At 56.9% G+C, this 20,178-nt stretch carries 23 protein-coding genes; 11 read left to right on the plus strand and 12 right to left on the minus strand.

Translation table 11 applies throughout. The annotated features are described in order from the left end of the window. The first annotated feature begins 1 nt into the window (after position 1). On the plus strand, positions 2-862 hold the full coding sequence (locus AC2FD9_RS13875; protein WP_109312218.1) for a D-amino-acid transaminase: 861 nt from the start codon (positions 2-4) through the stop codon (positions 860-862). A gap of 43 nt (positions 863-905) precedes the next feature. Here AC2FD9_RS13875 and AC2FD9_RS13880 read toward each other — a convergent pair whose 3' ends face one another. The 3 genes from AC2FD9_RS13880 to AC2FD9_RS13890 form a co-directional block, all read right to left on the minus strand. After that, entirely contained in the window at positions 906-1,220 is a 315-nt protein-coding gene (locus AC2FD9_RS13880) for a DUF1244 domain-containing protein (protein ID WP_282120799.1), read from the minus strand. 77 nt (positions 1,221-1,297) lie between these two features. Next, a complete protein-coding gene (locus AC2FD9_RS13885; protein WP_058273353.1) occupies positions 1,298-1,537 on the minus strand; it encodes a DUF6868 family protein in 240 nt (79 codons plus the stop codon). Positions 1,538-1,604: 67 nt separating this feature from the next. Then, positions 1,605-2,342, minus strand: coding sequence for an N-formylglutamate amidohydrolase (locus tag AC2FD9_RS13890; RefSeq protein WP_496837419.1), 738 nt, complete (start codon positions 2,340-2,342; stop codon positions 1,605-1,607). Positions 2,343-2,474: 132 nt separating this feature from the next. Between AC2FD9_RS13890 and pyk the strand changes: the two genes are divergently transcribed. The 6 genes from pyk (at position 2,475) to AC2FD9_RS13920 (ending at position 7,827) form a co-directional block, all read left to right on the plus strand. Next, a complete protein-coding gene (gene pyk, locus AC2FD9_RS13895; protein WP_058273351.1) occupies positions 2,475-3,920 on the plus strand; it encodes a pyruvate kinase in 1,446 nt (481 codons plus the stop codon). A 244-nt stretch (positions 3,921-4,164) separates the two neighbouring features. After that, the gene (locus tag AC2FD9_RS13900; protein ID WP_058279007.1) at positions 4,165-4,602 is read left to right on the plus strand and encodes a universal stress protein; all 438 of its coding nucleotides are present in this window, start codon (positions 4,165-4,167) and stop codon (positions 4,600-4,602) included. A gap of 14 nt (positions 4,603-4,616) precedes the next feature. Next, the gene (locus AC2FD9_RS13905) at positions 4,617-6,167 is read left to right on the plus strand and encodes an alanine/glycine:cation symporter family protein (RefSeq protein ID WP_496837422.1); all 1,551 of its coding nucleotides are present in this window, start codon (positions 4,617-4,619) and stop codon (positions 6,165-6,167) included. Between the two features lie 182 nt (positions 6,168-6,349). Then, the gene (gene rpmI, locus AC2FD9_RS13910) at positions 6,350-6,550 is read left to right on the plus strand and encodes a 50S ribosomal protein L35 (protein ID WP_010443552.1); all 201 of its coding nucleotides are present in this window, start codon (positions 6,350-6,352) and stop codon (positions 6,548-6,550) included. A 14-nt stretch (positions 6,551-6,564) separates the two neighbouring features. Further along, on the plus strand, positions 6,565-6,930 hold the full coding sequence (rplT, locus tag AC2FD9_RS13915) for a 50S ribosomal protein L20 (protein ID WP_058273348.1): 366 nt from the start codon (positions 6,565-6,567) through the stop codon (positions 6,928-6,930). A gap of 186 nt (positions 6,931-7,116) precedes the next feature. Beyond that, positions 7,117-7,827 (plus strand): hypothetical protein, encoded by a 711-nt coding sequence (locus AC2FD9_RS13920; RefSeq protein ID WP_496837424.1) that lies wholly within the window; start codon positions 7,117-7,119, stop codon positions 7,825-7,827. Between the two features lie 13 nt (positions 7,828-7,840). Here AC2FD9_RS13920 and AC2FD9_RS13925 read toward each other — a convergent pair whose 3' ends face one another. Beyond that, positions 7,841-8,302 carry a hypothetical protein gene (locus AC2FD9_RS13925; protein WP_496837426.1) on the minus strand — a complete coding sequence of 154 codons (462 nt, stop codon included), beginning with the start codon at positions 8,300-8,302 and terminating at the stop codon, positions 7,841-7,843. Between the two features lie 162 nt (positions 8,303-8,464). Then, a complete protein-coding gene (locus AC2FD9_RS13930) occupies positions 8,465-9,862 on the minus strand; it encodes an aminotransferase family protein (RefSeq protein ID WP_496837428.1) in 1,398 nt (465 codons plus the stop codon). 3 nt (positions 9,863-9,865) lie between these two features. Between AC2FD9_RS13930 and AC2FD9_RS13935 the strand changes: the two genes are divergently transcribed. Both AC2FD9_RS13935 and AC2FD9_RS13940 read left to right on the plus strand, forming a co-directional pair. Continuing rightward, complete coding sequence (locus AC2FD9_RS13935) at positions 9,866-9,988, plus strand: hypothetical protein (protein ID WP_267885466.1); 123 nt, start codon at positions 9,866-9,868, stop codon at positions 9,986-9,988. Between the two features lie 92 nt (positions 9,989-10,080). Beyond that, positions 10,081-11,709 carry an acyl-CoA synthetase gene (locus AC2FD9_RS13940; RefSeq protein WP_496837430.1) on the plus strand — a complete coding sequence of 543 codons (1,629 nt, stop codon included), beginning with the start codon at positions 10,081-10,083 and terminating at the stop codon, positions 11,707-11,709. Here AC2FD9_RS13940 and AC2FD9_RS13945 read toward each other — a convergent pair. From AC2FD9_RS13945 to hmgA, 7 genes are all read right to left on the minus strand, one after another. Continuing rightward, complete coding sequence (locus tag AC2FD9_RS13945; RefSeq protein WP_496837432.1) at positions 11,706-12,047, minus strand: DOPA 4,5-dioxygenase family protein; 342 nt, start codon at positions 12,045-12,047, stop codon at positions 11,706-11,708. The two genes, AC2FD9_RS13940 and AC2FD9_RS13945, sit on opposite strands and share 4 nt — an antisense overlap. An 87-nt stretch (positions 12,048-12,134) precedes the next feature. Further along, a complete protein-coding gene (gene maiA, locus AC2FD9_RS13950; protein ID WP_496837434.1) occupies positions 12,135-12,773 on the minus strand; it encodes a maleylacetoacetate isomerase in 639 nt (212 codons plus the stop codon). 19 nt (positions 12,774-12,792) lie between these two features. Then, positions 12,793-12,990 (minus strand): DUF2783 domain-containing protein, encoded by a 198-nt coding sequence (locus tag AC2FD9_RS13955; RefSeq protein WP_496837435.1) that lies wholly within the window; start codon positions 12,988-12,990, stop codon positions 12,793-12,795. A 5-nt stretch (positions 12,991-12,995) separates the two neighbouring features. Further along, positions 12,996-14,606 (minus strand): FAD-dependent oxidoreductase, encoded by a 1,611-nt coding sequence (locus tag AC2FD9_RS13960; protein WP_108861333.1) that lies wholly within the window; start codon positions 14,604-14,606, stop codon positions 12,996-12,998. A gap of 137 nt (positions 14,607-14,743) precedes the next feature. Beyond that, positions 14,744-15,694 (minus strand): MBL fold metallo-hydrolase, encoded by a 951-nt coding sequence (locus AC2FD9_RS13965; protein WP_496837438.1) that lies wholly within the window; start codon positions 15,692-15,694, stop codon positions 14,744-14,746. Between the two features lie 10 nt (positions 15,695-15,704). Next, a complete protein-coding gene (fahA, locus tag AC2FD9_RS13970; RefSeq protein ID WP_496837439.1) occupies positions 15,705-16,961 on the minus strand; it encodes a fumarylacetoacetase in 1,257 nt (418 codons plus the stop codon). Between the two features lie 22 nt (positions 16,962-16,983). Beyond that, entirely contained in the window at positions 16,984-18,339 is a 1,356-nt protein-coding gene (gene hmgA, locus AC2FD9_RS13975) for a homogentisate 1,2-dioxygenase (RefSeq protein ID WP_496837441.1), read from the minus strand. A 57-nt stretch (positions 18,340-18,396) separates the two neighbouring features. Here hmgA and AC2FD9_RS13980 point away from each other — a divergent pair, with 57 nt between their 5' ends. Then, positions 18,397-18,849, plus strand: coding sequence for a MarR family winged helix-turn-helix transcriptional regulator (locus AC2FD9_RS13980; RefSeq protein ID WP_108861329.1), 453 nt, complete (start codon positions 18,397-18,399; stop codon positions 18,847-18,849). Between the two features lie 60 nt (positions 18,850-18,909). Continuing rightward, the gene (locus AC2FD9_RS13985) at positions 18,910-20,154 is read left to right on the plus strand and encodes an adenylate/guanylate cyclase domain-containing protein (RefSeq protein ID WP_282169941.1); all 1,245 of its coding nucleotides are present in this window, start codon (positions 18,910-18,912) and stop codon (positions 20,152-20,154) included. The last annotated feature ends 24 nt before the right edge of the window (positions 20,155-20,178 follow it).

Raw genomic sequence — 20,178 nt, forward strand, 5'->3', positions numbered from 1 at the left:
CATGACCCGCACCGTTTTTGTAAATGGCGAATACCTGCCCGAGACCGAGGCCAAGGTGTCCATCTTTGACCGTGGTTTTCTGTTCGCAGACGCCGTTTACGAAGTCACCAGCGTTCTGGATGGCAAGCTGATCGATTTCGAAGGTCACGCCGTGCGTCTGAAGCGGTCTCTGGATGAGCTGGAGATGGCTGAGCCCTGCACCAAGGATGAGCTGCTTGAAATTCACCGCAAGCTGGTGGAACTGAACGGCATCGAAGAAGGGCTTGTCTACCTGCAGGTCAGCCGTGGATCGGATGGCGATCGGGACTTTGTTTTCCCGTCCGAAGATACCAAGCCCAGCCTCGTGCTTTTCACCCAGAACAAGCCTGGTCTGGCCGATAGCCCAGCCGCCAAGAAGGGTGCCAAGATCATCTCGATCGAAGACATCCGCTGGGGCCGCCGGGACATCAAGACCGTTCAGCTGCTGTACCCATCGATGGGTAAGATGATGGCCAAGAAGGCTGGCTGTGACGATGCGTGGTTGATTGAGGACGGTTATGTGACTGAAGGCACCAGCAACAACGCCTACTACGTCAAGGACGGCAAGATCGTCACCCGCCCACTGTCGAACGACATTCTACACGGCATCACCCGCAAGGCCGTGCTACGCATGGCGGCCGAGGCACAGATGGAAGTCGAAGAACGCCTGTTCACCATTGATGAGGCGAAGGAAGCGGATGAGGCTTTCACCACTTCGGCCAGCGCGTTTGTCATGCCCGTGGTTGAGATTGACGGGGTTGCGCTGGGCGACGGTACACCGGGACCAATCGCCAAGCGTTTGCGGGAAATCTATTTGGACGAAAGCCGCAAGGTCGCAATCTAAAGATAAGGCCCGCCAGATTGGCGGGCCTCTTTCGTTTTGGGCGTCAGCCCTTGTTCGTTACATTCTCTTCGAACGCGACTTTGAAGGCGGCCTGTTTTTCCGCGCTGGCGTCCGTCTGGTATTTGGCTTTCCACTCATCCATGGTCATGCCGTAGAAAATTTGACGGGCTTCGTCCTTGCCCATCTGAATACCTTTTTCGTTGGCTGCTTCCTGATACCACCGCGACAGGCAGTTGCGGCAGAACCCGGCGAGATTCATCATATCGATGTTTTGCACATCAGTGCGGTCCTCCATCAGATGCTGTTGCAAGCGACGGAATGCGGCGGCCTGAAGTTCGATTTCGGTTTGCTTGTCCATGGTCTGGCTCCGGATTACAGGAATGCGTGCTGTATGTGACCTAGCGGCCCGGGGGCGATGATTCAACAATCAGCGTATCAGGCCAGTTTCAAAGCCAGCCATGGGGTGATGCAGAAGATCAGCGTCAGGATCTTATAATTTGCTAGGTACCGGAAGTAAGCCCGTTTCACTGCGGGGCGTTCCATCTGGAACATTTTGCCGTGAATGCCAGCGATCCAGTCCTGCAACAGCAAGATCATCATTGTGGTGAACAGCAGAACCGCGATGTTGAGCACGGCCATCCAGCCAAAGACGGACGTCAGAAACTCCTGGGTCATAGTGGCCTCCTTTACCCCTATAATATGGGGTCTGGGGTTGGCTCTCACAATGAAGTGAGGGCTTTTGTCACAAGCCGCTTTGGTCCAGCGCGTCCTGCAGGATGGGGGCTAGCCGCTCGGCCCATTCCCGCTGTCCCGCGTGTTCGGCAATCAGATCATTGCGCAGCTCGATCAGTGCGTTGGGGCGGCCAAAACTGGTACAGTGTTTGTCAATGGCATCACCGGGCAGCACGCCGGTATAGGGTTCATTAACGCCGACGCAAAGGTCACCCTCGGCCTCTAGACGGCTGATCAACGGGCCCGAGAAACGTTCGTCCGGAGTATGCAAAACCCCAATATGCCACGGGCGGGGATCACGACCCCTTAATTGCCGCGTGAACGAGTGCATCGACACGATCACTGCATGCGGCAACGCGGCCATCTGCGCCAGCGCGTCATGATACGGGCGATAGCACATGTTCAAACGCCGCTCTCGTTCTGCCGCATCAGCGTGCCGGTTGCCGGGAATGATCGACCCGTCATAAAGCTTCATCAACAAGGTCGGATCATCCTCGCCGCGGTTCGGATCAATCACGAGGCGGGAAAAATTGGCTGCGATCACGGGCGCATTCAAAAGCTCACCCAGATGCTTTGACACCTCGTAGGCACCTACATCATAAGCGATGTGGCGTTCCATATCTTCACGAGGCAGGCCAAGGTCGCCACCGTGGATGTCGGGCGGAACCAAGTTGGATGCGTGGTCGCATGTGATCAGCCAACGCGAGGGCCGATCCGCGCCGTGGATAAAAAACGGGGAATACGTCATAAGCCTGTCATCTAGTTTGTCGCAGGTTTAGGGCAGTTGCTTTGAAAAGGGAATTGCGCAATAAGCAGGCGGAGTAATGTTTGCGGTAACATTTGCGCAGAATCAAGAGAAGACGGTAGGAGAGCCAGACCAATGCGACGCCTGAGAAATGTGAAAATCGTGGCGACGCTGGGACCGGCGTCAAATGACTATGACATGATCCGCGCGCTGTACGAGGCAGGCGCAGACGTCTTCCGCCTGAATATGAGCCACGGCAGCCATGATGAGATCCGCGAACGCCACCGGATCATCCGACAGATTGAAAAAGACCTGGACAGGCCAATCGCAATTCTGGCCGACCTTCAAGGACCCAAGTTGCGTGTCGGGGTGTTCGCCAACGACGCAGAAGAACTTGAAGAAGGCGCGGCCTTCCGTCTGGATCTGGACCCTGCGCCTGGAGATATCAACCGCGTTTGTCTGCCGCATCCCGAGATTTTTGCCGCGTTGGAGCAGGGTGCGCGGCTTCTGGTCAACGACGGCAAAATCCGTCTGACCGTGCAGGACTGTGGCCAGGATTTTGCCAATTGCACCGTTGAGGTCGGCGGTACGATCTCAAACCGCAAAGGTGTGAACGTTCCTGATGTGGTGCTGCCTTTGGCCGCCTTGTCGGCCAAGGACCGTGACGATCTGGAATTTGTCTGCCAACTGGGCGTGGACTGGCTGGCGCTCAGCTTTGTGCAACGTGCTAAGGACGTGTTTGAGGCCCGCGCGCTGGCAGATGGGCGTGCGTCTATCCTGTCCAAAATCGAAAAACCTGCAGCGGTCGAGGCATTCGACGACATTCTGGATGCCTCTGACGGGATCATGGTCGCGCGCGGCGATCTGGGTGTCGAGCTTCCGGTGTCGGCGGTGCCCCCGATCCAGAAACGACTGGTACGCAAATGCCGTGGGGCGGCTAAGCCCGTGATCGTGGCCACTCAGATGCTGGAAAGCATGATCGAAAGCCCGATGCCAACCCGGGCCGAAGTTTCGGACGTGGCGACAGCAATCTACGAAGGCACGGATGCGATCATGCTCAGCGCGGAATCCGCTGCGGGTACGTACCCAATCGAGGCCGTGCAAACCATGAACAAGGTTGCGATCGAGGTCGAAGCGGACCCGACCTACACGCAGATTATCGCAGCGTCCCGGACGGCAAAGGGGACCACTATTGCCGATGGTATCGTTGCCGCCGCGCGCGAGATTGCAGAAAAAACAGATATCAAGGCGATTTGCTGTTTTACCCAAAGCGGCACCACCGCGCTGCTGACCGCCCGCGAACGTCCCGGCGTTCCGATCATCGCAATGACGCCTGCCACGGGAACCGCGCGGCGTCTGTGTCTGAGCTGGGGCTGTCATTGCGTGATGACGCCCGAGCTGGAGCGGTTCAAAGGCGCTGTCGTCAACGCGGCCCGTGCGGCCCGTGCCGGTGGGTTCGCATCCGAAGCCGATCAGATCGTGGTGACTGCCGGTGTGCCTTTCAACGTCCCGGGAACGACCAATATTTTGCGTATCGCGCCTTGCGATGAACGGCTGATCTACAACACTGATCCCGGGTGACAGTTGCGATGCAGGGCCTTGAAAAGCTGGTATCAAACCGATACGCCTAAATTTTAGGCGGAAAAAGTATATAAATTTCAACGACATGCCGAAATAACGGATGTGTTTGGAAGATAACTCTCTGTTTTTGAGGGTTTTTCCGGGATACTCGGGCGCATGGGCGGTCCACTTAATAAGTTCCAGGTTCCGGCTGCCCTGCCGGGGGCACGGGTCCCGGCATAACCAAAATTATTGGAGGAACGTTATGACAACGAAAATTGTCATTGGACTGGACGGGACAGAAACCGGAGAACACGCCATCGCCTTTGCCAAAGATCTGGCTGGCCGAATTGGTACGTGTGAATTGCTGGTTGTTTATGTCATCGAATGGTCCCCATTTACTTTTCAGACCCCTGAAGAGAACGCATTGCGGCACAAGCGGCGAGAAGAAGAAATCGAACTTGCGACGAACCGGATTGTTACCCCGGCTGTCGAAGCCCTGACCGCAGATGGTTACACAGTGCAGGGCATCGTGCGTCATGGCGACGTGGCTGAAACTCTGAACGCAATCACCGTCGAGAATGGCGGTTCGCAGATCATCGTCGGGCGCGCCTCGGCCGATGGGTTCAAGAAACGCTTGTTTGGCAGCTCGACTCAAAATCTGGTCATGCACGCCGATGTGCCAGTCACTGTTGTGAACTGACGGGAGGGATGAGAATGACTATGTTGAAACATCTCTGGCTGGCTGTAATTGCCGCCTTGATCGCCGCACCGGCAATGGCGCAAGACGCGCCTGGACTGGACGACAAGATCAATCAGGCATTTGCCGATTTCACCGGGCCATTTGTCAGCTTTATCTTTGCTCCGTTCCCGGGAACCAGTTTCCCGTGGATCGTGGGTTGGTTGGTCGTCGCGGCGACTGTCTTTACGCTGTACTTTGCCTTTGTACAGCTCAGGTTCTTTGGCCATGCGATCAGCCTTGTCAAAGGTGACTACTCCGACCCCAACGATGCGGGTGAGGTCAGCCACTTTCAGGCTCTGGCCACGGCGCTGTCGGGTACGGTTGGCCTAGGAAACATCGCCGGTGTGGCGGTTGCTGTCGGCATTGGCGGACCGGGTGCCACCTTCTGGATGATTGTCGCGGGCCTTCTGGGCATGGCGTCGAAATTCACCGAATGTACGTTGGGCGTGAAATACCGCAACGAATACGAGGATGGCACCGTTTCCGGTGGCCCGATGTATTATATGTCCAAGGGCTTTGACGAGCTTGGCTTGCCTGGAGGCAGAATTCTGGCCGTCCTGTTCTCGATCTTCTGTATTCTGGGCGCGCTGGGCGGGGGCAATATGTTCCAGGCCAATCAGGCGCATCAACAGATCGCGGGTATCACGGGCGACTATCCCGGATGGATCACAGGGGTTGTCTTTGCAATCATCGTGTTCCTTGTCATTGTGGGTGGACTGAAGTCCATCGCACGGGTGACCGAAAAGGTCGTTCCATTCATGGGCATCCTGTATGTGGCTGCTGCGTTGGTGATCATCATCATGAATGCTGATCAAATCGGCTGGGCGTTCGGCCAGATTTTCGCAGGTGCCTTCACCGGCCTCGGCGTTGCAGGTGGTATGGTCGGGGCGCTGATCCAAGGCTTCCGTCGTGCTGCGTTCTCGAACGAAGCGGGCGTGGGTTCTGCAGCGATCGCACACTCGGCGGTTCGGACCAAAGAGCCGATCACCGAAGGGTTCGTCTCGTTGCTTGAGCCGTTCATCGACACGGTTGTGATCTGTACGATGACTGCGCTGGTGATCATCATCACCCAGCAGCTGATCGTCGATCCGGAAACCGGCAATTACATGCTGAACGAAGCGGGTAATGCCATTGCGACTGTTGATGGCAACTCGGGCGTCAGCCTGACCTCGGCGGCCTTTGGAAGTGCCTTCAGCTGGTTCCCATATGTACTGGCGATTGCGGTGGTCTTGTTTGCCTTCTCAACCATGATCAGCTGGTCCTACTATGGCCTCAAGGCCTGGACTTATCTGTTCGGGGAAGGCCATGCCAAGGAGCTGGTGTTCAAGGTCATCTTCTGCATCTTCGTTGTTATCGGCGCGGCGGCCAATCTTGGCCCTGTCATCGACTTCTCGGATGCGGCAATCTTTGCGATGGCGGTCGTGAACGTGTTTGCGCTCTACTTCCTGATGAAGGTGGTGCGTGAAGAACTGGCCAGCTATGCGAGCCGACTGAAGACTGGCGAAATCCGCAAATTCGAACACTAAATCAAACCACCGGGGCGGCCTTTGTCGCCCCGGTGCCTGATCAGGCTGCAAAAAGCGCAGATTCTGGTCCAAACCCCCTTGCCAGTATGGTCGAACTTGCGTAAACGGCGCTTCTGATCGCGTGACCGGCCGAGATGGCATGCCGAGTCGCGTCTGAAACCGAACCCCGAAAGGAGACGGAAATGCCTAAGATGAAGACAAAGTCGAGCGCCAAAAAGCGCTTTAAGGTGACTGCGACCGGTAAGGTCCTTGCTGGCCAGGCCGGCAAACGTCACGGCATGATCAAGCGGACCAAGAAATTCATCCGCGACGCCCGTGGCAACACCACCCTGTCCGCCCCCGACGCCAAGATCGTCAAGGGCTACATGCCCTACGACCGCTAAGAGGAGATTAAGAGATGTCCCGCGTTAAAGGTGGAACCGTAACTCACGCCCGTCACAAGAAGGTTATCAAGGCCGCCAAAGGTTACTATGGCCGCCGCAAGAGCACCTTCAAGGTTGCCCGTCAGGCCGTCGACAAGGCGAACCAGTATGCAACCCGCGACCGTAAAAACCGCAAGCGCAACTTCCGCGCGCTGTGGATCCAGCGTATCAACGCTGCTGTCCGTTCGCATGACGAAGCACTGACATATTCCCGCTTCATCAACGGCCTGACCCTGGCCGGTATCGAAGTGGATCGTAAAGTTCTGGCCGACCTGGCCGTGCACGAACCGGAAGCGTTCGGCACGATCGTCGCCAAAGCTCAGGCCGCTCTGGCTGCCTGATCCTCTCTTAGCAGAGACAGTGAATGAAGGGCCGTCCCGTTTGGGGCGGCCTTTTTTTGATTGAAAAAGAATTAGTTCGAGGCAGTTCAAAAAAACCGAGGTAAGGGAAACCGGTCTGGCCAAAACAGTTTATAGATGCAAGGTTTCCAAAATAACCCTTAATGGTTGAGTTTGGGATTTAGACAAATGGCCTTTATCAAAGAGTTAGCAAAGATTGCCTTCGCGGTTTCGACGGTGTTCGTCAGTTTTTCCACGGAGGGAAAATCACAGGTTCAGGAAATTGATGCCGTTGCACCTGCCACCATCAACGAATCCTTTGATGGAGAGGATCAATCTCTGATGTTGGGCGGTCAGATTTTCTTTAATCCGACGAAATCGCAGTGGGTGATCTATGTCTCTGATGGCGATCTTGTGCTGGAGAACCGAAAGAACCCACAAAGCCTTCATTACAACGATATCGCCTGGGCCAAGTTTCCAGACGCGGAATCCGTTGAAGCAACTCAGAACCTTCTGATTTCTGCAGTTGTTGAAAGTCAGAACGACGCGCATGGTGGCGCGGGTATTCTTGTTGGCAGTGGTAAGTCAGGCCTTTATCTGGCGTTCACTGTTGATGGGCAGGGGCGTTTTCATGTCCTCAAAAAAGACGGCCGCCAACTACGGACTGTGCATAGTGCAAAGCATGAGGCGATCAAAACGGATGGCCCAAATCAACTTAGTTTTCAGGTGCGCGGTGCGCATGTCTTGTTTTTTGCCAATGGCACAAAGGTTATCCAGGTTCCCTTTTCGAAAAGGGCGGCAAGCTCCCGCAACTCGGATGGCGGTACAGGCATTGGTCTGGCAGCTTTTGGGACCGGTACATTCCGCTTTCAAGAAGTCGAAATATCACGGCCCAATTAAGACACGATAAACACTACTTATCTTCGTTCTTCTTCACCAACTGCGCCGCAAAGGACACGCCCGTTCCCGGCCCGGCATAGGTGACCATGATCACGTCATCCAGATAGACTCCGTTGAATATCCCGGCTGACACATCGTCGCCCGAAATCCCGGCCTCAGCCAGAACAAAGCGGGTGGGATCGTCCAGGCTGAAGGTGCCCATTGCTTCTTCGACGATCCAATCTTTGTCCCCGATGCGCCGCCAGCGATTGGTGGCGGTGATCAGGTTGCCGTCCAGTTTGGTGATCTCCAGCTCCATCTCGGTTTTCAGCAGGCCTTTCCCGTGGTTTGGGTTAGATTTGGCGAAGGCCACCAGATAGGTGCCGTGCCAGGTGCCGACGATCTGGGGAAAGCCGCTGCCTTCATCAGCACTGGAAGGGGTGGCGACCGCAAGGATGGCCACGGCGGCGAGGCTTCGGATGAGCTTGAGTACCATTGGACACGTCTCCTGCATGGGGTGTGATAACCACAGGGTACTTGAGTTGGCGCATTTGACAAACCCGCGTGTGTAAACACAAAAAAACCGGCGCGGTGGACGCGCCGGTCTAAGTTCATCTGCCGTGATTGCATGGGTGGTGGCAGATATTTTTAGTTAGGTTCAGCCGAATACACGACCCAGTGCGCCGTCGACCGCGTCAGTGATCTGGTCGATGTCGTCTGCCGTTGCAATCAGCGCGGGCGAGAAGCACAGCGTGTTGTTGCGGCTTGGGATCGAGCGGTTGGTGGCCCCGATGATGACGCCCTGCGCCATACAGTCGGCAACAACCGCCTGAACCTTTTTCTCGTCCATGGGCTCTTTGGTGGCCCGGTCGGAAACCAGTTCGGCACCCAGGAACAGACCCTTGCCGCGTACGTCGCCGATGACTTCATGCTTTTCCATCAGCGCTTGCAGGTTGCCCAACATCCGGTCGCCCATATCAATGCAGTTCTGCAGCAGGTTCTCGTCTTCGATGATGCGCATGTTTTCGATTGCCGCAGCTGGACCGGCGGTGCAGCCACCAAAAGTCGAGATGTCGCGGAAATAGCTCAGCGGGTCCGACATGTCGTCTTTGAACATGTCAAAGACTTCCTCGGTGGTGACCATCACGGCAATCGCCGCATAGCCCGAGGCAACGCCTTTGGCCATGGTCACGAAGTCCGGCTTGATCCCGTATTGCTGATAACCGAACCAGGTGCCGGTACGGCCGACGCCGCAGACAACTTCGTCAATATGCAGCAGGATGTCGTACTTTTTGCAGATTTCCTGCACGCGTTCCCAGTAACCTTCGGGCGCTTCGATGACGCCACCACCGGCGGTCACAGGCTCAAGGCACAGCGCACCAACGGTTTCGGGGCCTTCGCGCAGGATCACCTCTTCGATGGCGTCTGCCGCGGCTTTGCCGAATGCCTCGCCGGACAGGTCTTCCAAGCCCAGCTCGTGCTTGCGGTATTCCATGCAATGCGGAACGCGGACAAAGTCTGGTGCGAACGGACCGTACTGCGCCGTACGCTCGTCCTGGCCGCCAGCAGACATGGTTGCCAGGGTCGAGCCGTGATAGTCGCGGTCACGGTACAGGATCTTGGTTTTTTTGCCGCCATAGCGCTTGTGCGCGATCTGGCGAACCATCTTGAACGCCTTCTCGTTCGCTTCGGAACCGGAGTTGGTGTAATAAACGCGGCTCATGCCCGGCATTTTGCTGATCAGTTTTTCAGCAAAGATCGAACCGGGGATAGACCCTGCGGTATTTGCGAAATAGCACAGCTTCATCAGCTGGTCGTGAACCGCCTTACAGATCGATTCGCGGCCATAGCCGACGTTAACGGTCCAGACGCCACCGGACACGGCATCCAGATGCTCTTTGCCGTTCTGGTCCCAGACACGCATGCCTTTGCCTTCGACAATGATCTTCGGATCGTTGCTTTCCAATGGCTTATGCTGCAGCAGGTGGTGCCAGATATGGGCGCGGTCGGCTTCGACCACGTGCGAGAGATCGTTTTCGTTGAACGTGCCGTCCATGACATGTCCTTTCAGAATGGCTGGGGCGCGGGCGGCGAAAAGGGCCGTCCCGGCTTTGTGTTTTCGATGGCTCAGATCACCGCGAAAGCTCTGTCGGAGATAGGGCCAGATTGCACCATCCCGTAAATCCAGTCCATGGCCACGCCGTATTATTACGGGTTTGTCAGAGGAACGACTTTGTGCTCAATTCGCCAGAACCGCAGAGGGAGGGTCAGCAAATGACACAAGCCAGCATCTATGAGCGTCATTTGGACAAATGCCGGGCAAACTATACGCCGTTGTCACCGCTGAGTTTTATCGAGCGAACAGCGCACATTTACCCGGATTATCCTTCCGTGGTCTATGGCGCGCGTCGCTTTACATGGGCTGAAACCTATGCCCGCTGCCGCCGGCTGGCAGGCGCATTGTCCGCACGTGGAATCAGCGTGGGCGACACGGTTTCAATCATCGCGGCCAACATTCCGGAAATGTATGAGGCGCATTTTGGCGTGCCGATGGCAGGTGCTGTTCTGAATGCCATCAACACTCGATTGGACGCACCGATCATTGCCTTCATACTGAACCACGCGGAATCCAAAGTCCTTCTGGTCGATCCCGAGTTCTCAGGCGTGGTCAAAGAGGCGCTGAAACAGGTGGATCACGATGTACTGGTCGTCGATATCGAGGACCCGAGCTTTGACGGTGGTGAGAAGCTGGGCGGCCTGACCTATGATGCCTTGCTGGACGAGGGCGCCCCTGAATTCAACTGGTCCTTACCCACAGATGAGTGGGACGCGATCACGCTGAACTACACGTCAGGTACGACGGGCAATCCTAAGGGCGTCGTGTATCACCACCGAGGGGCCGCGCTGAACGCGCAGTCGGACCTGCTGGACTGGAATATGCCAAAGCACTCGGTCTATCTGTGGACCCTGCCGATGTTCCATTGCAACGGCTGGTGCTTTCCTTGGGCGATGGCCGCGAATGCGGGTGTTTCGGTCTGTCTGCGGGCCGTGCGGGACGAACCGATTTACGCGGCGTTTCGGGATGAGAAGGTGACCCACTTCTGTGGCGCGCCGATCGTGCTGAACATGCTGGCCAACGCGCCCGATCACCTCAAGGACTTCGATCATGAGATCAAGGTGATGACCGCTGGCGCGCCGCCGCCCGCCGCGGTGATCGAAAGTATGGAAAGCATGGGCGTCGAGGTTACCCATGTCTATGGATTGACTGAGACTTATGGTCCGTCGGTTGTCTGCGCCTGGAAAGACGAGTGGAACGACAAGGGGGCCGAAGACCGCGCCGCGCTGAAGATCCGTCAGGGTGTGCGCTATACGGCTCTGTCGGGGCTGATGGTTGCCGACTCGGACACGCTGGAACCTGTGCCCTCTGATGGCGAGACGATGGGTGAGATTTTCATGCAGGGCAACGTCGTCATGAAAGGGTACCTCAAGAACGCCGAAGCCACAGATAAGGCGTTCCGGGGTGGATGGTTTGCCTCGGGTGATCTGGGGGTGATGCATCCGGACGGCTACATCGCGCTCAAGGACCGGTCCAAGGACATCATCATTTCAGGTGGCGAGAATATTTCGTCGGTCGAGGTTGAGGATATCCTTTACAAACACCCGGCCGTTATGGAGGCAGCCGTGGTCGCCCGCCCGGACGACAAGTGGGGTGAAACACCCTGTGCGTTCGTTGAACTAAAGCCAAACGCACAGGCGAGCGACGCGGATATCATCGGCTTCTGTCGGGAAAACATGGCCCATTTCAAGGCCCCCAAAACGGTGGTGTTTGGACCTTTGCCCAAGACCTCGACTGGCAAGATCCAAAAGTTCAAGTTGCGGGATCAGGCAAAGGCGCTGACTTAAGCGCCCACCTTGCCAAAGATCGACAGGTCAAGATCCAACATTTCGCCCATCCAGATCGCCCGGTCCCGGTGGTCCGCCAGGTGATCTCCGGTTTCGGGGTGGGTGAAGATGGTCAGGCCCTGTCGGTTCAGCATCAGCCAAGGCATGACTTGATCGAACGCGTCCGGGCCAAAGCCCAGCTGGCAGCTCCATCGCGGGTGGGGGCCTACATTTTTGGCATGCATGCGCCCCATCTGAACAGGAAACAGGCCGGCGACCTCTTCACAGACCTGCCGGGCAATGGCTTGCGTATTTGCGTCGTAATAGACATGGGCGTGATAGCCGGTGATCTCTGACATTGGGACCTCTTGCATACGTTTCGAACAAGGTACGGCGCTGCAAATGGTATTGCCACTTGCGCCGTCACACAGGCTCTGTGCGCCAGATCAATCGGGTGCGTGGAGATCTGGGTGGGCTGCGGCAAAGGCGGGATTTTCGGCACAAGCGGCCTCGGCGTTTAAACTGCGCGGCAAGTCCGATAAACCCACGTCCCAACGGCGCGCATTATACATTTGCGGGGCTAGGCAAACATCGGCCAGTCCGGGCTTGGCCCCGGTGCAATAGGGCGCTTGTTCAAAACCCTCGAGAAGCGCCTCAAAAGCCAGTAGGCCGGGGCGAATGAAATGGCGCATCCAGGTGCCGGGCATCTCGTCAGCACCATCACTCAGCGCGGCCGCATACTGCGCGACGGACAAATTGCAGACCGGATGCACATCGACCGCGATGGATTGCGCCAAAGCCAGCGCATGTGCCCGGGCCGCCGGCTCTGGAGGCAACAGTCCAAGGCCGCGAGTTTGGTCAAGATAGTCGATAATGGCCAGAGATTGCGTCAACCGCAGCCCGTCAATCTCGAGCACGGGGATCAGCCCCTGTGGATTACGCGCCAAGTGGTTGTCGGACCTTTGTTCGCCCGCAGCCAGATCAATTGACACGCCGCGATAGCTGATCCCAGCCAGGTTCAGCGCGATGCGCACCCTGTAACTGGCCGAAGACCGCCAAAAGTCATACAGCACCACGCCGCTCATCATCGATCTCCTCAGTTCGTCAGGTGTCCTTCAGCGTGGCGGCTTTCAGGGCGCTAGACAATACATTTGCGTTCCCAATGTGATTGGCCAGGACCAGAACCAGACGTGCGTTCAGGGCGTCACTGTCGGCTTTGTCCAGCCCATCATGCGCCGCAACCAGATCGGCATAGAAACCGTCGGCATTTTCCAGATTTGGGGTGAGGATCAGATCTGTCATGTCGCTTATTCCTTACCTGTTGCCCGGCGGATCGCCTGCCGGAATGCGTTTTCTTCGAACGTGTCGCGGCGCGCGGCGACGTGCTGGTCAGGTCGGATCAGATAAACCGCACCCGGGGCATCGCCCAGATACCTGCGCTTCAACTCCAAAGTCAGGTCATCCTTGACCGAGAGAGCCAGTCGCGTGGCCGTAACGCCGCCTTCTTCTAGACTGTCAGGAGCGTCCGCATCTATAGTCAACAAAGTGAATTTCCCGGCCAACTTGGGCAGCAGAAATTCCTCGCCCAAAGGCGCGTCCGGGCAGGCGGAACCGGGGCGCGTGATCTCTGGCCCGGTCAGAGCATCCGCAGAACTTAGCGATGATCCGGAATATGCGCATGGTGTGCTCAACCGGCCGGAATTGACCAGCGGGCGCGCAAATGCGTAGTGCTCGCTGAGGTCCAAAACCGCATCCCGCAAAAGACGCGACATATCGGATTTGGGCGTGATAAATTCCGTCGATAGGGTGGACATGCGAATGTTCTCATCCGCGGCTTCGACCCGTTCGCGGTTATAGCTTTCCAGCAAAAGCTCGGGGGCTTCGCCGTCTATAACCATCTTTAGTTTCCAGCACAGGTTGTCTGTGTCCTGCAGACCAGAGTTGGCCCCGCGCGCGCCAAAGGGGCTGACCTGATGAGCGCTGTCGCCAGCAAACAAAACGCGACCATGACGGAACCGCTCCATCCGACGGCATTGGAACGTGTAGATCGAGACCCATTCAAGTTCGAAATTGATCTCTTCGCCCAGCATCGCCTTGAGCCGGGGGATCACGTTTTCAGGTTGTTTTTCCTGCTCGGGGTCGATGTCCCTGCCCAGTTGCAGGTCGATCCGCCACACGTTGTCGGGTTGTTTGTGCAGTAGCGCAGACTGTCCGCGATTGAACGGCGGGTCGAACCAGAACCAGCGTTCGGTCGGGAAGTCCGCCTGCATCACCACGTCAGCGATCAGAAAGTTGTCTTCGAATACGCGGCCTTCGAAATCCAGGCCGAGCATGCGACGGGTAGGCGAGTTTGCACCGTCACAGGCAATCAGCCAATCCGCCTCAACGTTATAGGGGCCTTCGGGAGTTTCGACTTCAAGCTTGACGTGATCGTTGTGCGTACCGACGGCTTCGACCTTGTTCTGGCCGCGAATTTCAATCGGCGCGCCATCGGCCTGCAATTCCCGTACCCGTTCAACAAGCGCTTTTTCAAAATAGTATTGTTGCAGATTGATGAAGGCGGGGTGCGCATAGCCCGCGTCGGGTTGCAGGTGAAACTCATAGACCTGACGGTTGTCAAAAAAGACTTTGCCGGCATCCCACAGCACGCCTTTATCGACCAACTTACCCCCGGCGCCCAGACGGTCGGCGATTTCCAGAGAGCGCTGTGAAAAGCAGATCGCGCGGCTACCAAAGCTAACCTTGTCATTGTCGTCCAGCACGACGACAGGGACCCCTTTCTGGGCCAGGTCAATGGCTGCGGCCAACCCAACCGGACCGGCACCAATCACGATAACCTTGTGTCGTACCGAGCTTGCCGTGTCCTGATCCGGGCTGCGTTGATAGGCATAGAGTGGAACTTCGAAAATCTTGTTCATGGGCTCTCCCCCGATACTCAGGCGCCGTGGGCGCACTAGATCCCGCCCTATGGCACGTGCGCGCCAGAAGGCCTTGCCCTATGATTCCACCTATTTCCCCTGTGCAAAACGATCTGGATCAAGTTTGCCCGTCTTCTTCAGCCCTGCAGGGCCTCCCACATCTCCAAGTCGCGCTGGGCGGTCCAGATACGGGGCGTGTCGATACCGCGTGCTTCGTCATAGGCGCGGGCGACATTGAAGGGCAGGCAATGTTCGTAGATCGCGTAATCCGCGAATTTCGGATCGCATTCGGCGCGCACCGCGTCCCATGCCTCTTTCAGAGAACCGCCACGGGCTGCAACCTTTGCGGCGGGCCGATAGGTGCTTTCGACGAAGTCGCGTGTGTTTTCGATGGCTGCATTGACCATGTCCTTGCCGACCAGAGCGTCTCCGCGACCCGGTGCGATGGCATCAACGTCGAACCACTTGATTTCATCCAGCGTATCACCCCAATCGCTAAAATGCCCGTCGCCGCAATAGCAGGCCGAGTGGTATTCGACGATGTCACCGGTGAACATGACATTCTGGTCTGGTAAGTGAATGACGATATCACCTGCGGTGTGGGCGCGGCCCAAATGCATAAGATCGACCCGACGATTACCCAGATAAACCGTCATTGTGTCACTGAATGTGGTGGTGGGCCAGGTCAGGCCGGGGATGCTTTCATGGCCTTCGAACAGGCGGGGGAAACGCTGAAACTCACTGTCCCAGTCCTCTTGCCCGCGTTCAACGACCATCGCGCGCGCCATGTCCGACATCAGGACCTGTTGCGCACCAAACGCACTGGCACCCAGTACGCGAACCGCGTGATAGTGGGTCAGCGCAACGTGGGTGATCGGTTTGTCGGTGACGGACCGCACACATTCGATCACCTTGTTGGCCAGGCGCGGGGTCGCCTGCGCCTCGACAATCATGACGCTATCATCGCCGATGATGACGCCTGAATTCGGATCGCCTTCGGCGGTGAAGGCATAAAGGCCCTCGCCGACCTCGGTGAAAGAGATCTTCTTTTCGGACATGTCCCCCTGGGATGCGAATGCCTTAGCCATGATGAGTTCCTTAATGGGCGTATGGGTTTTCAAGGGCGGGCAGCAGGGTCCCGACACAGTCGCCAAACCCGATGGTGTAGCCTTTGCCCTTGGCAGCACCTGTCAGGGTCAGTGTATCACCGTCCTCGATAAAAGTGCGGGTATCACCGGTATCCAGCGTCAGCGGTTCCTTTCCACCCCAGCTGAGTTCCAACAGCGAGCCCCGCTCTGGCTTTGTTGGACCGGAAATCGTGCCAGACCCAAGCAGGTCGCCCGTGTTCATCGGGCAGCCTGAGGTCGAATGGTGCGCCAGTTGTTGGGCGGCCGAGTAGTACATTTCGTTGTAGTTCGTCCGAGCAATGACTGTGGCGTCCTTGCCGTCGGGCTCCATCGTGACCTCAAGATCAATGTCATACAGCATCGGACCGCAGTCCTTGATGTGATCCAATAACTCGAATTCACGCGCAGGCGTGTCGCAGCGGAAGGGTTCCAGCGCCGCCTTTGTCACAATCCACGGGCTGATCGAAGTGGCTGTAGCTTTGGCTTGAAACGGCCCCAAGGGTTGATATTCCCAGGCCTGAATATCGCGTGCGGACCAATCGTTCAGCAGAACATAGCCAAAGATGTTGTCGTCGGCCTCCTGAACCGAGATGGGTCCGTCCGAGGGTGTACCGACAATCGCGCCCATCTCAAGCTCGATGTCAAAACGACGGCTGGGCAGAAAAGCGGGCATGTCATGATCGGGCGACTTGAGCTGACCCCAAGGCCGACGGATATCGGTGCCCGACACGACAACGGAAGAAGCCCGGCCGTTATACCCGATGGGGATATGCAACCAGTTCGGCGGAAGGGCATTTTCCGGTCCGCGGAACATGGTGCCAACGTTTTGCGCGTGGTGACGTCCGGCATAGAAATCGGTGTATTCGCTGACCGCAAAAGGCATGTGCATTTCGGCGTCGATCTGGGCAATAAGCAACGGTTCAACCTGCGCCTGTTCCTCTGCGCCTTCGGCCAACAAGGCGGTCAGGCGGTTGCGCAATGCAGCCCAGACGGCAGGACCTTCCTCCATCAGCGGGTTCCAGAAAGGCAGGTCAAAGAGCGGCTCGTCTGCCAGTTCGATCAGTCCCCCGGCCTCGGCTGCGGTGACGTCCAGAATCATGTCGCCAATCGCCACGCCGCACCGCGGATCACCTCCTTCGGTCGAGAAAACGCCGTATGGCAGGTTGTTCAGGGGAAACGGGTGATCAGCCTCATTGGCCGAGGCCACCCAGGATTTCATTAATGGCATGTATTCAAACCTCTTTTGGGTGTCACTTTTTGCCCGGCGTGCCGTCGAACTTTTTCTCAAGCGACGTCCAGCAGTCGATGTAATCATCCTGCAACGGGGCTTCGTTGGCTGCAAATGGTGTCAGATGCTGCGGGAAACGGGTTTCGAACATGAAGGACATCGTGTTGTCCAGCTTGTCTGGCCCGAGGTTCGCGTTTGATGCTTTTTCAAACGCTTCCCGATCCGGGCCATGCGGCAGCATCATGTTGTGCAGACTCATGCCGCCCGGAACAAACCCCTGCGGTTTGGCATCGTACTGGCCGTAAATGTTGCCCATCAACTCGGACATGATGTTCTTGTGATACCAGGGCGGGCGGAACGTATCCTCGGCCACCATCCAGCGTTCGCGGAACAGGACAAAATCGATGTTAGCCGTGCCCGGTTGCCCTGAGGGCGCGGTGAGGACAGTAAAGATCGACGGATCGGGATGGTCGAATAGAATTGCACCGACCGGACAGTAGGTGCGCAGGTCATATTTGTAGGGCGCGTAGTTCCCGTGCCACGCCACCACGTCCAGCGGGCTTTGGCCGATCGTTGTGGTATGGAACTGCCCGCACCATTTGACCGTCACGGTCGAAGGCACTTCGCGGTCTTCAAACGCCGCCACCGGAGCCTTGAAATCGCGTGGGTTGGCCATGCAATTGGCCCCAATTGGACCGCGGCCGGGCAATTCGAACTTCTGGCCGTAGTTCTCGCAGACAAATCCGCGCGCCGGGCCTTCCAGCACCTCGACACGGTACACGAGGCCACGGGGGAGAATGGCGATTTCCTTGGGTTCCAGATCAATGATTCCGAGTTCGGTCGCGAACCGCAGGCGACCTTCCTGTGGCACCACCAACATCTCGGAATCGGCCGAGAAGAAATAGTCATCCTCCATAGAGTCGGTGACCAGATAGATGTGGCTGGCCATGCCCACCTGCGTGTTCACATCCCCCGCCGTTGTCATGGTGCGCATACCGGTGAGCCATGTCAGCCCCTCATCGGAATGAGGCACTGCGTCCCAGCGGTATTGGCCAAGGCTGATCACGTCCGGGTCAACGCAGGGCGCGGATTTCCAATGTGGCAGTTCGATTTTTTCATAACGGTGCGAATGCTTGACCGACGGGCGAATGCGATAGCACCACGTGCGCTCGGGCGGATTGGCTGTAAAGGCCGTGCCGCTAAGCTGTTCACCATAAAGGCCGTAATTGCAACGCTGCGGGCTGTTCATGCCCTGCGGCAGCGCGCCGGGAAGGGCCTCGGTTTCAAAGTCGTTTCCAAAGCCGGGCATATAACCCGCATGCGTGCCAACGGGTGTGCTGGCTTGCGTCATTTTGTGCGGATCCGTCGGATGGTTCATCCCGTGTTCCTCCAATTGCTGCTTGTCGAGTAATAGTTGATTTTGTAACTAACAAGCATGACTCAGGACAAATCTGCCAAAAAAGATGACTTTGATCTGCAGGAATTCCTGCCGTACCTGCTGAACCGTGCAGCCGAAGAAAGTTCGCTGGAGTTTCAGCAGGTCTATAAGGACCGTTACGGAATGCTTCGCACCGAATGGCGCGTCTTGTTTCATCTGGGAAATTACGGCGAGATGACTGCGAAAGAAATAGGTGAGCGCGCCAAAATTCACAAAACCAAGGTCAGCCGTGCAGTTTCGAAATTGGAACAGCGCCGATACTTAGCCCGTAATCGCGACACATCCGACCGCCGGGTTGAACAATTGACGCTGACATCCGCAGGTCAGACGGTTTACAGGGATTTGCGTCTGGTGGCCGAGGCCTATGATTCAAAGCTTGCCGGCCTGTTTTCCCGGGACGAAGCAGAACTCTTGCGCAAAATGCTTCGGCGTCTGGCGCATATGAATTGACCACTGGTAATTTACTGCCGCAATTCCCAGATGAAGCCCAGAACAAAAATGGGACAAAACATGACGACCTTGGATGCCGATACGGCAAAATCAAGCGATCTGATCAACTGGCTGGTGGCGCGCGGGCTTGAGGGTGTCGAAAAAGAAGAACTGCTGGAAGAGTACTGCAATCGCCTGGTGGAACTGGGCGTTCCGCTGATGCGATTTCACGCGGCCCAATCGACCCTGCACCCGATTTATGGCGGAACCGGCTATAGCTGGTATTACGGCAAGGGCGGGGAATATCAAAAGTTCGAATACTCTGAACAACCCAGCGATCAATGGCGTGCTAGCCCTCTGTTTGCTGTTCTGAACGAAGGCGAAAGCGTTGTGCACGAACGGTTGGTGGATCAGAACGAACCAAGCCGATTTCCCTTGCTGAATGAACTGCGCGAACATGGCGCCACTGAATATTACGCGACGGGTGTGTCCTTTGACATTCCGACTCACAATCAGCCGAAGGACGCCAAAAAGGCGGTGAACGGTGTATTGTTGTCCTGGACGTCAAACGCGCCCGAGGGGTTCAAGGATAGCGATCTGGCGTTGATCAATACAGCCCTACCGCATCTCGGATTGGCTTTGAAATCTGCAAACAACCAGCGGATATCAAAGGACCTGATGCGCGTCTATTTGGGACGCGATGCCGGTCGGCGCGTTTTGTCCGGCGAGATCAGGCGCGGGTCGCTTCAGCAAATCGACGCAGTGATCTGGAACTTTGACCTTGAGGGGTTCACCAGCCTGTCCGAAGAGCTGCCGGGTGATGCCCTTATTGAGATGCTAAACGAGTATCTGGCCGCTGCGATAGACGTGGTCCACAAATGCGATGGAAGCATCCTCAAGTTCATGGGCGACGGGCTAATGGCCATGTTCGATGTGGGCGAGATCGATGCGGACGCGCGTGCGGCACTGGCTGCCGTCGGCGAATTGGAGGTATCGATGGCGAAACTGAACGCACAACGTTCTGCCGATGGCCTGCCTGTGTCGAACTATACGCTGGCGCTGCATGCAGGTGAGATTCTGTACGGCAATATCGGCTCTGAGAACCGCCTGGACTTCACCGTCATCGGCCCGACCGTCAACCAGACCGCGCGGATTGCCGGAATGCACCGGTCGCTGGGGCAACGGATCCTGATCTCGGACGATGTGGCAAAGGCTGCACGACCTGCCGCGTCAGAGCTGGTCTCTGTCGGTCGCTATATGCTGCGTGGAGTGCCGGAACCGAAAGAACTGTTTACGGTTTACAAGGCGAATGACGCACGGGATTGAGTTTGCGTTTCGTGGCCGAAATTA

It is taken from the genome of Ruegeria sp. YTSC230, from assembly GCF_059609665.1.

What these genes read in the sequence shown, in the direction of transcription:
- AC2FD9_RS13955 (WP_496837435.1), bottom strand. Translation starts at nt 12,990, where the DNA reads ATGACAGATCTGATCCTCACCCCAAATCTGGAAAATGCCGACGGTTTC.
- fahA (WP_496837439.1), bottom strand. Translation starts at nt 16,961, where the DNA reads ATGCCATTAATGAAATCCTGGGTGGCCTCGGCCAATGAGGCTGATCAC.
- AC2FD9_RS13980 (WP_108861329.1), top strand. Translation starts at nt 18,397, where the DNA reads ATGACTCAGGACAAATCTGCCAAAAAAGATGACTTTGATCTGCAGGAA.
- AC2FD9_RS13880 (WP_282120799.1), bottom strand. Translation starts at nt 1,220, where the DNA reads ATGGACAAGCAAACCGAAATCGAACTTCAGGCCGCCGCATTCCGTCGC.
- AC2FD9_RS13965 (WP_496837438.1), bottom strand. Translation starts at nt 15,694, where the DNA reads ATGGCTAAGGCATTCGCATCCCAGGGGGACATGTCCGAAAAGAAGATC.
- AC2FD9_RS13925 (WP_496837426.1), bottom strand. Translation starts at nt 8,302, where the DNA reads ATGGTACTCAAGCTCATCCGAAGCCTCGCCGCCGTGGCCATCCTTGCG.
- AC2FD9_RS13985 (WP_282169941.1), top strand. Translation starts at nt 18,910, where the DNA reads ATGACGACCTTGGATGCCGATACGGCAAAATCAAGCGATCTGATCAAC.
- AC2FD9_RS13885 (WP_058273353.1), bottom strand. Translation starts at nt 1,537, where the DNA reads ATGACCCAGGAGTTTCTGACGTCCGTCTTTGGCTGGATGGCCGTGCTC.
- rpmI (WP_010443552.1), top strand. Translation starts at nt 6,350, where the DNA reads ATGCCTAAGATGAAGACAAAGTCGAGCGCCAAAAAGCGCTTTAAGGTG.
- hmgA (WP_496837441.1), bottom strand. Translation starts at nt 18,339, where the DNA reads ATGAACCATCCGACGGATCCGCACAAAATGACGCAAGCCAGCACACCC.
- pyk (WP_058273351.1), top strand. Translation starts at nt 2,475, where the DNA reads ATGCGACGCCTGAGAAATGTGAAAATCGTGGCGACGCTGGGACCGGCG.
- AC2FD9_RS13945 (WP_496837432.1), bottom strand. Translation starts at nt 12,047, where the DNA reads ATGTCAGAGATCACCGGCTATCACGCCCATGTCTATTACGACGCAAAT.
- AC2FD9_RS13930 (WP_496837428.1), bottom strand. Translation starts at nt 9,862, where the DNA reads ATGGACGGCACGTTCAACGAAAACGATCTCTCGCACGTGGTCGAAGCC.
- maiA (WP_496837434.1), bottom strand. Translation starts at nt 12,773, where the DNA reads ATGAGCGGCGTGGTGCTGTATGACTTTTGGCGGTCTTCGGCCAGTTAC.
- AC2FD9_RS13905 (WP_496837422.1), top strand. Translation starts at nt 4,617, where the DNA reads ATGACTATGTTGAAACATCTCTGGCTGGCTGTAATTGCCGCCTTGATC.
- AC2FD9_RS13920 (WP_496837424.1), top strand. Translation starts at nt 7,117, where the DNA reads ATGGCCTTTATCAAAGAGTTAGCAAAGATTGCCTTCGCGGTTTCGACG.
- AC2FD9_RS13890 (WP_496837419.1), bottom strand. Translation starts at nt 2,342, where the DNA reads ATGACGTATTCCCCGTTTTTTATCCACGGCGCGGATCGGCCCTCGCGT.
- AC2FD9_RS13960 (WP_108861333.1), bottom strand. Translation starts at nt 14,606, where the DNA reads ATGAACAAGATTTTCGAAGTTCCACTCTATGCCTATCAACGCAGCCCG.
- AC2FD9_RS13940 (WP_496837430.1), top strand. Translation starts at nt 10,081, where the DNA reads ATGACACAAGCCAGCATCTATGAGCGTCATTTGGACAAATGCCGGGCA.
- rplT (WP_058273348.1), top strand. Translation starts at nt 6,565, where the DNA reads ATGTCCCGCGTTAAAGGTGGAACCGTAACTCACGCCCGTCACAAGAAG.
- AC2FD9_RS13900 (WP_058279007.1), top strand. Translation starts at nt 4,165, where the DNA reads ATGACAACGAAAATTGTCATTGGACTGGACGGGACAGAAACCGGAGAA.
- AC2FD9_RS13935 (WP_267885466.1), top strand. Translation starts at nt 9,866, where the DNA reads ATGTCCTTTCAGAATGGCTGGGGCGCGGGCGGCGAAAAGGGCCGTCCC.
- AC2FD9_RS13875 (WP_109312218.1), top strand. Translation starts at nt 2, where the DNA reads ATGACCCGCACCGTTTTTGTAAATGGCGAATACCTGCCCGAGACCGAG.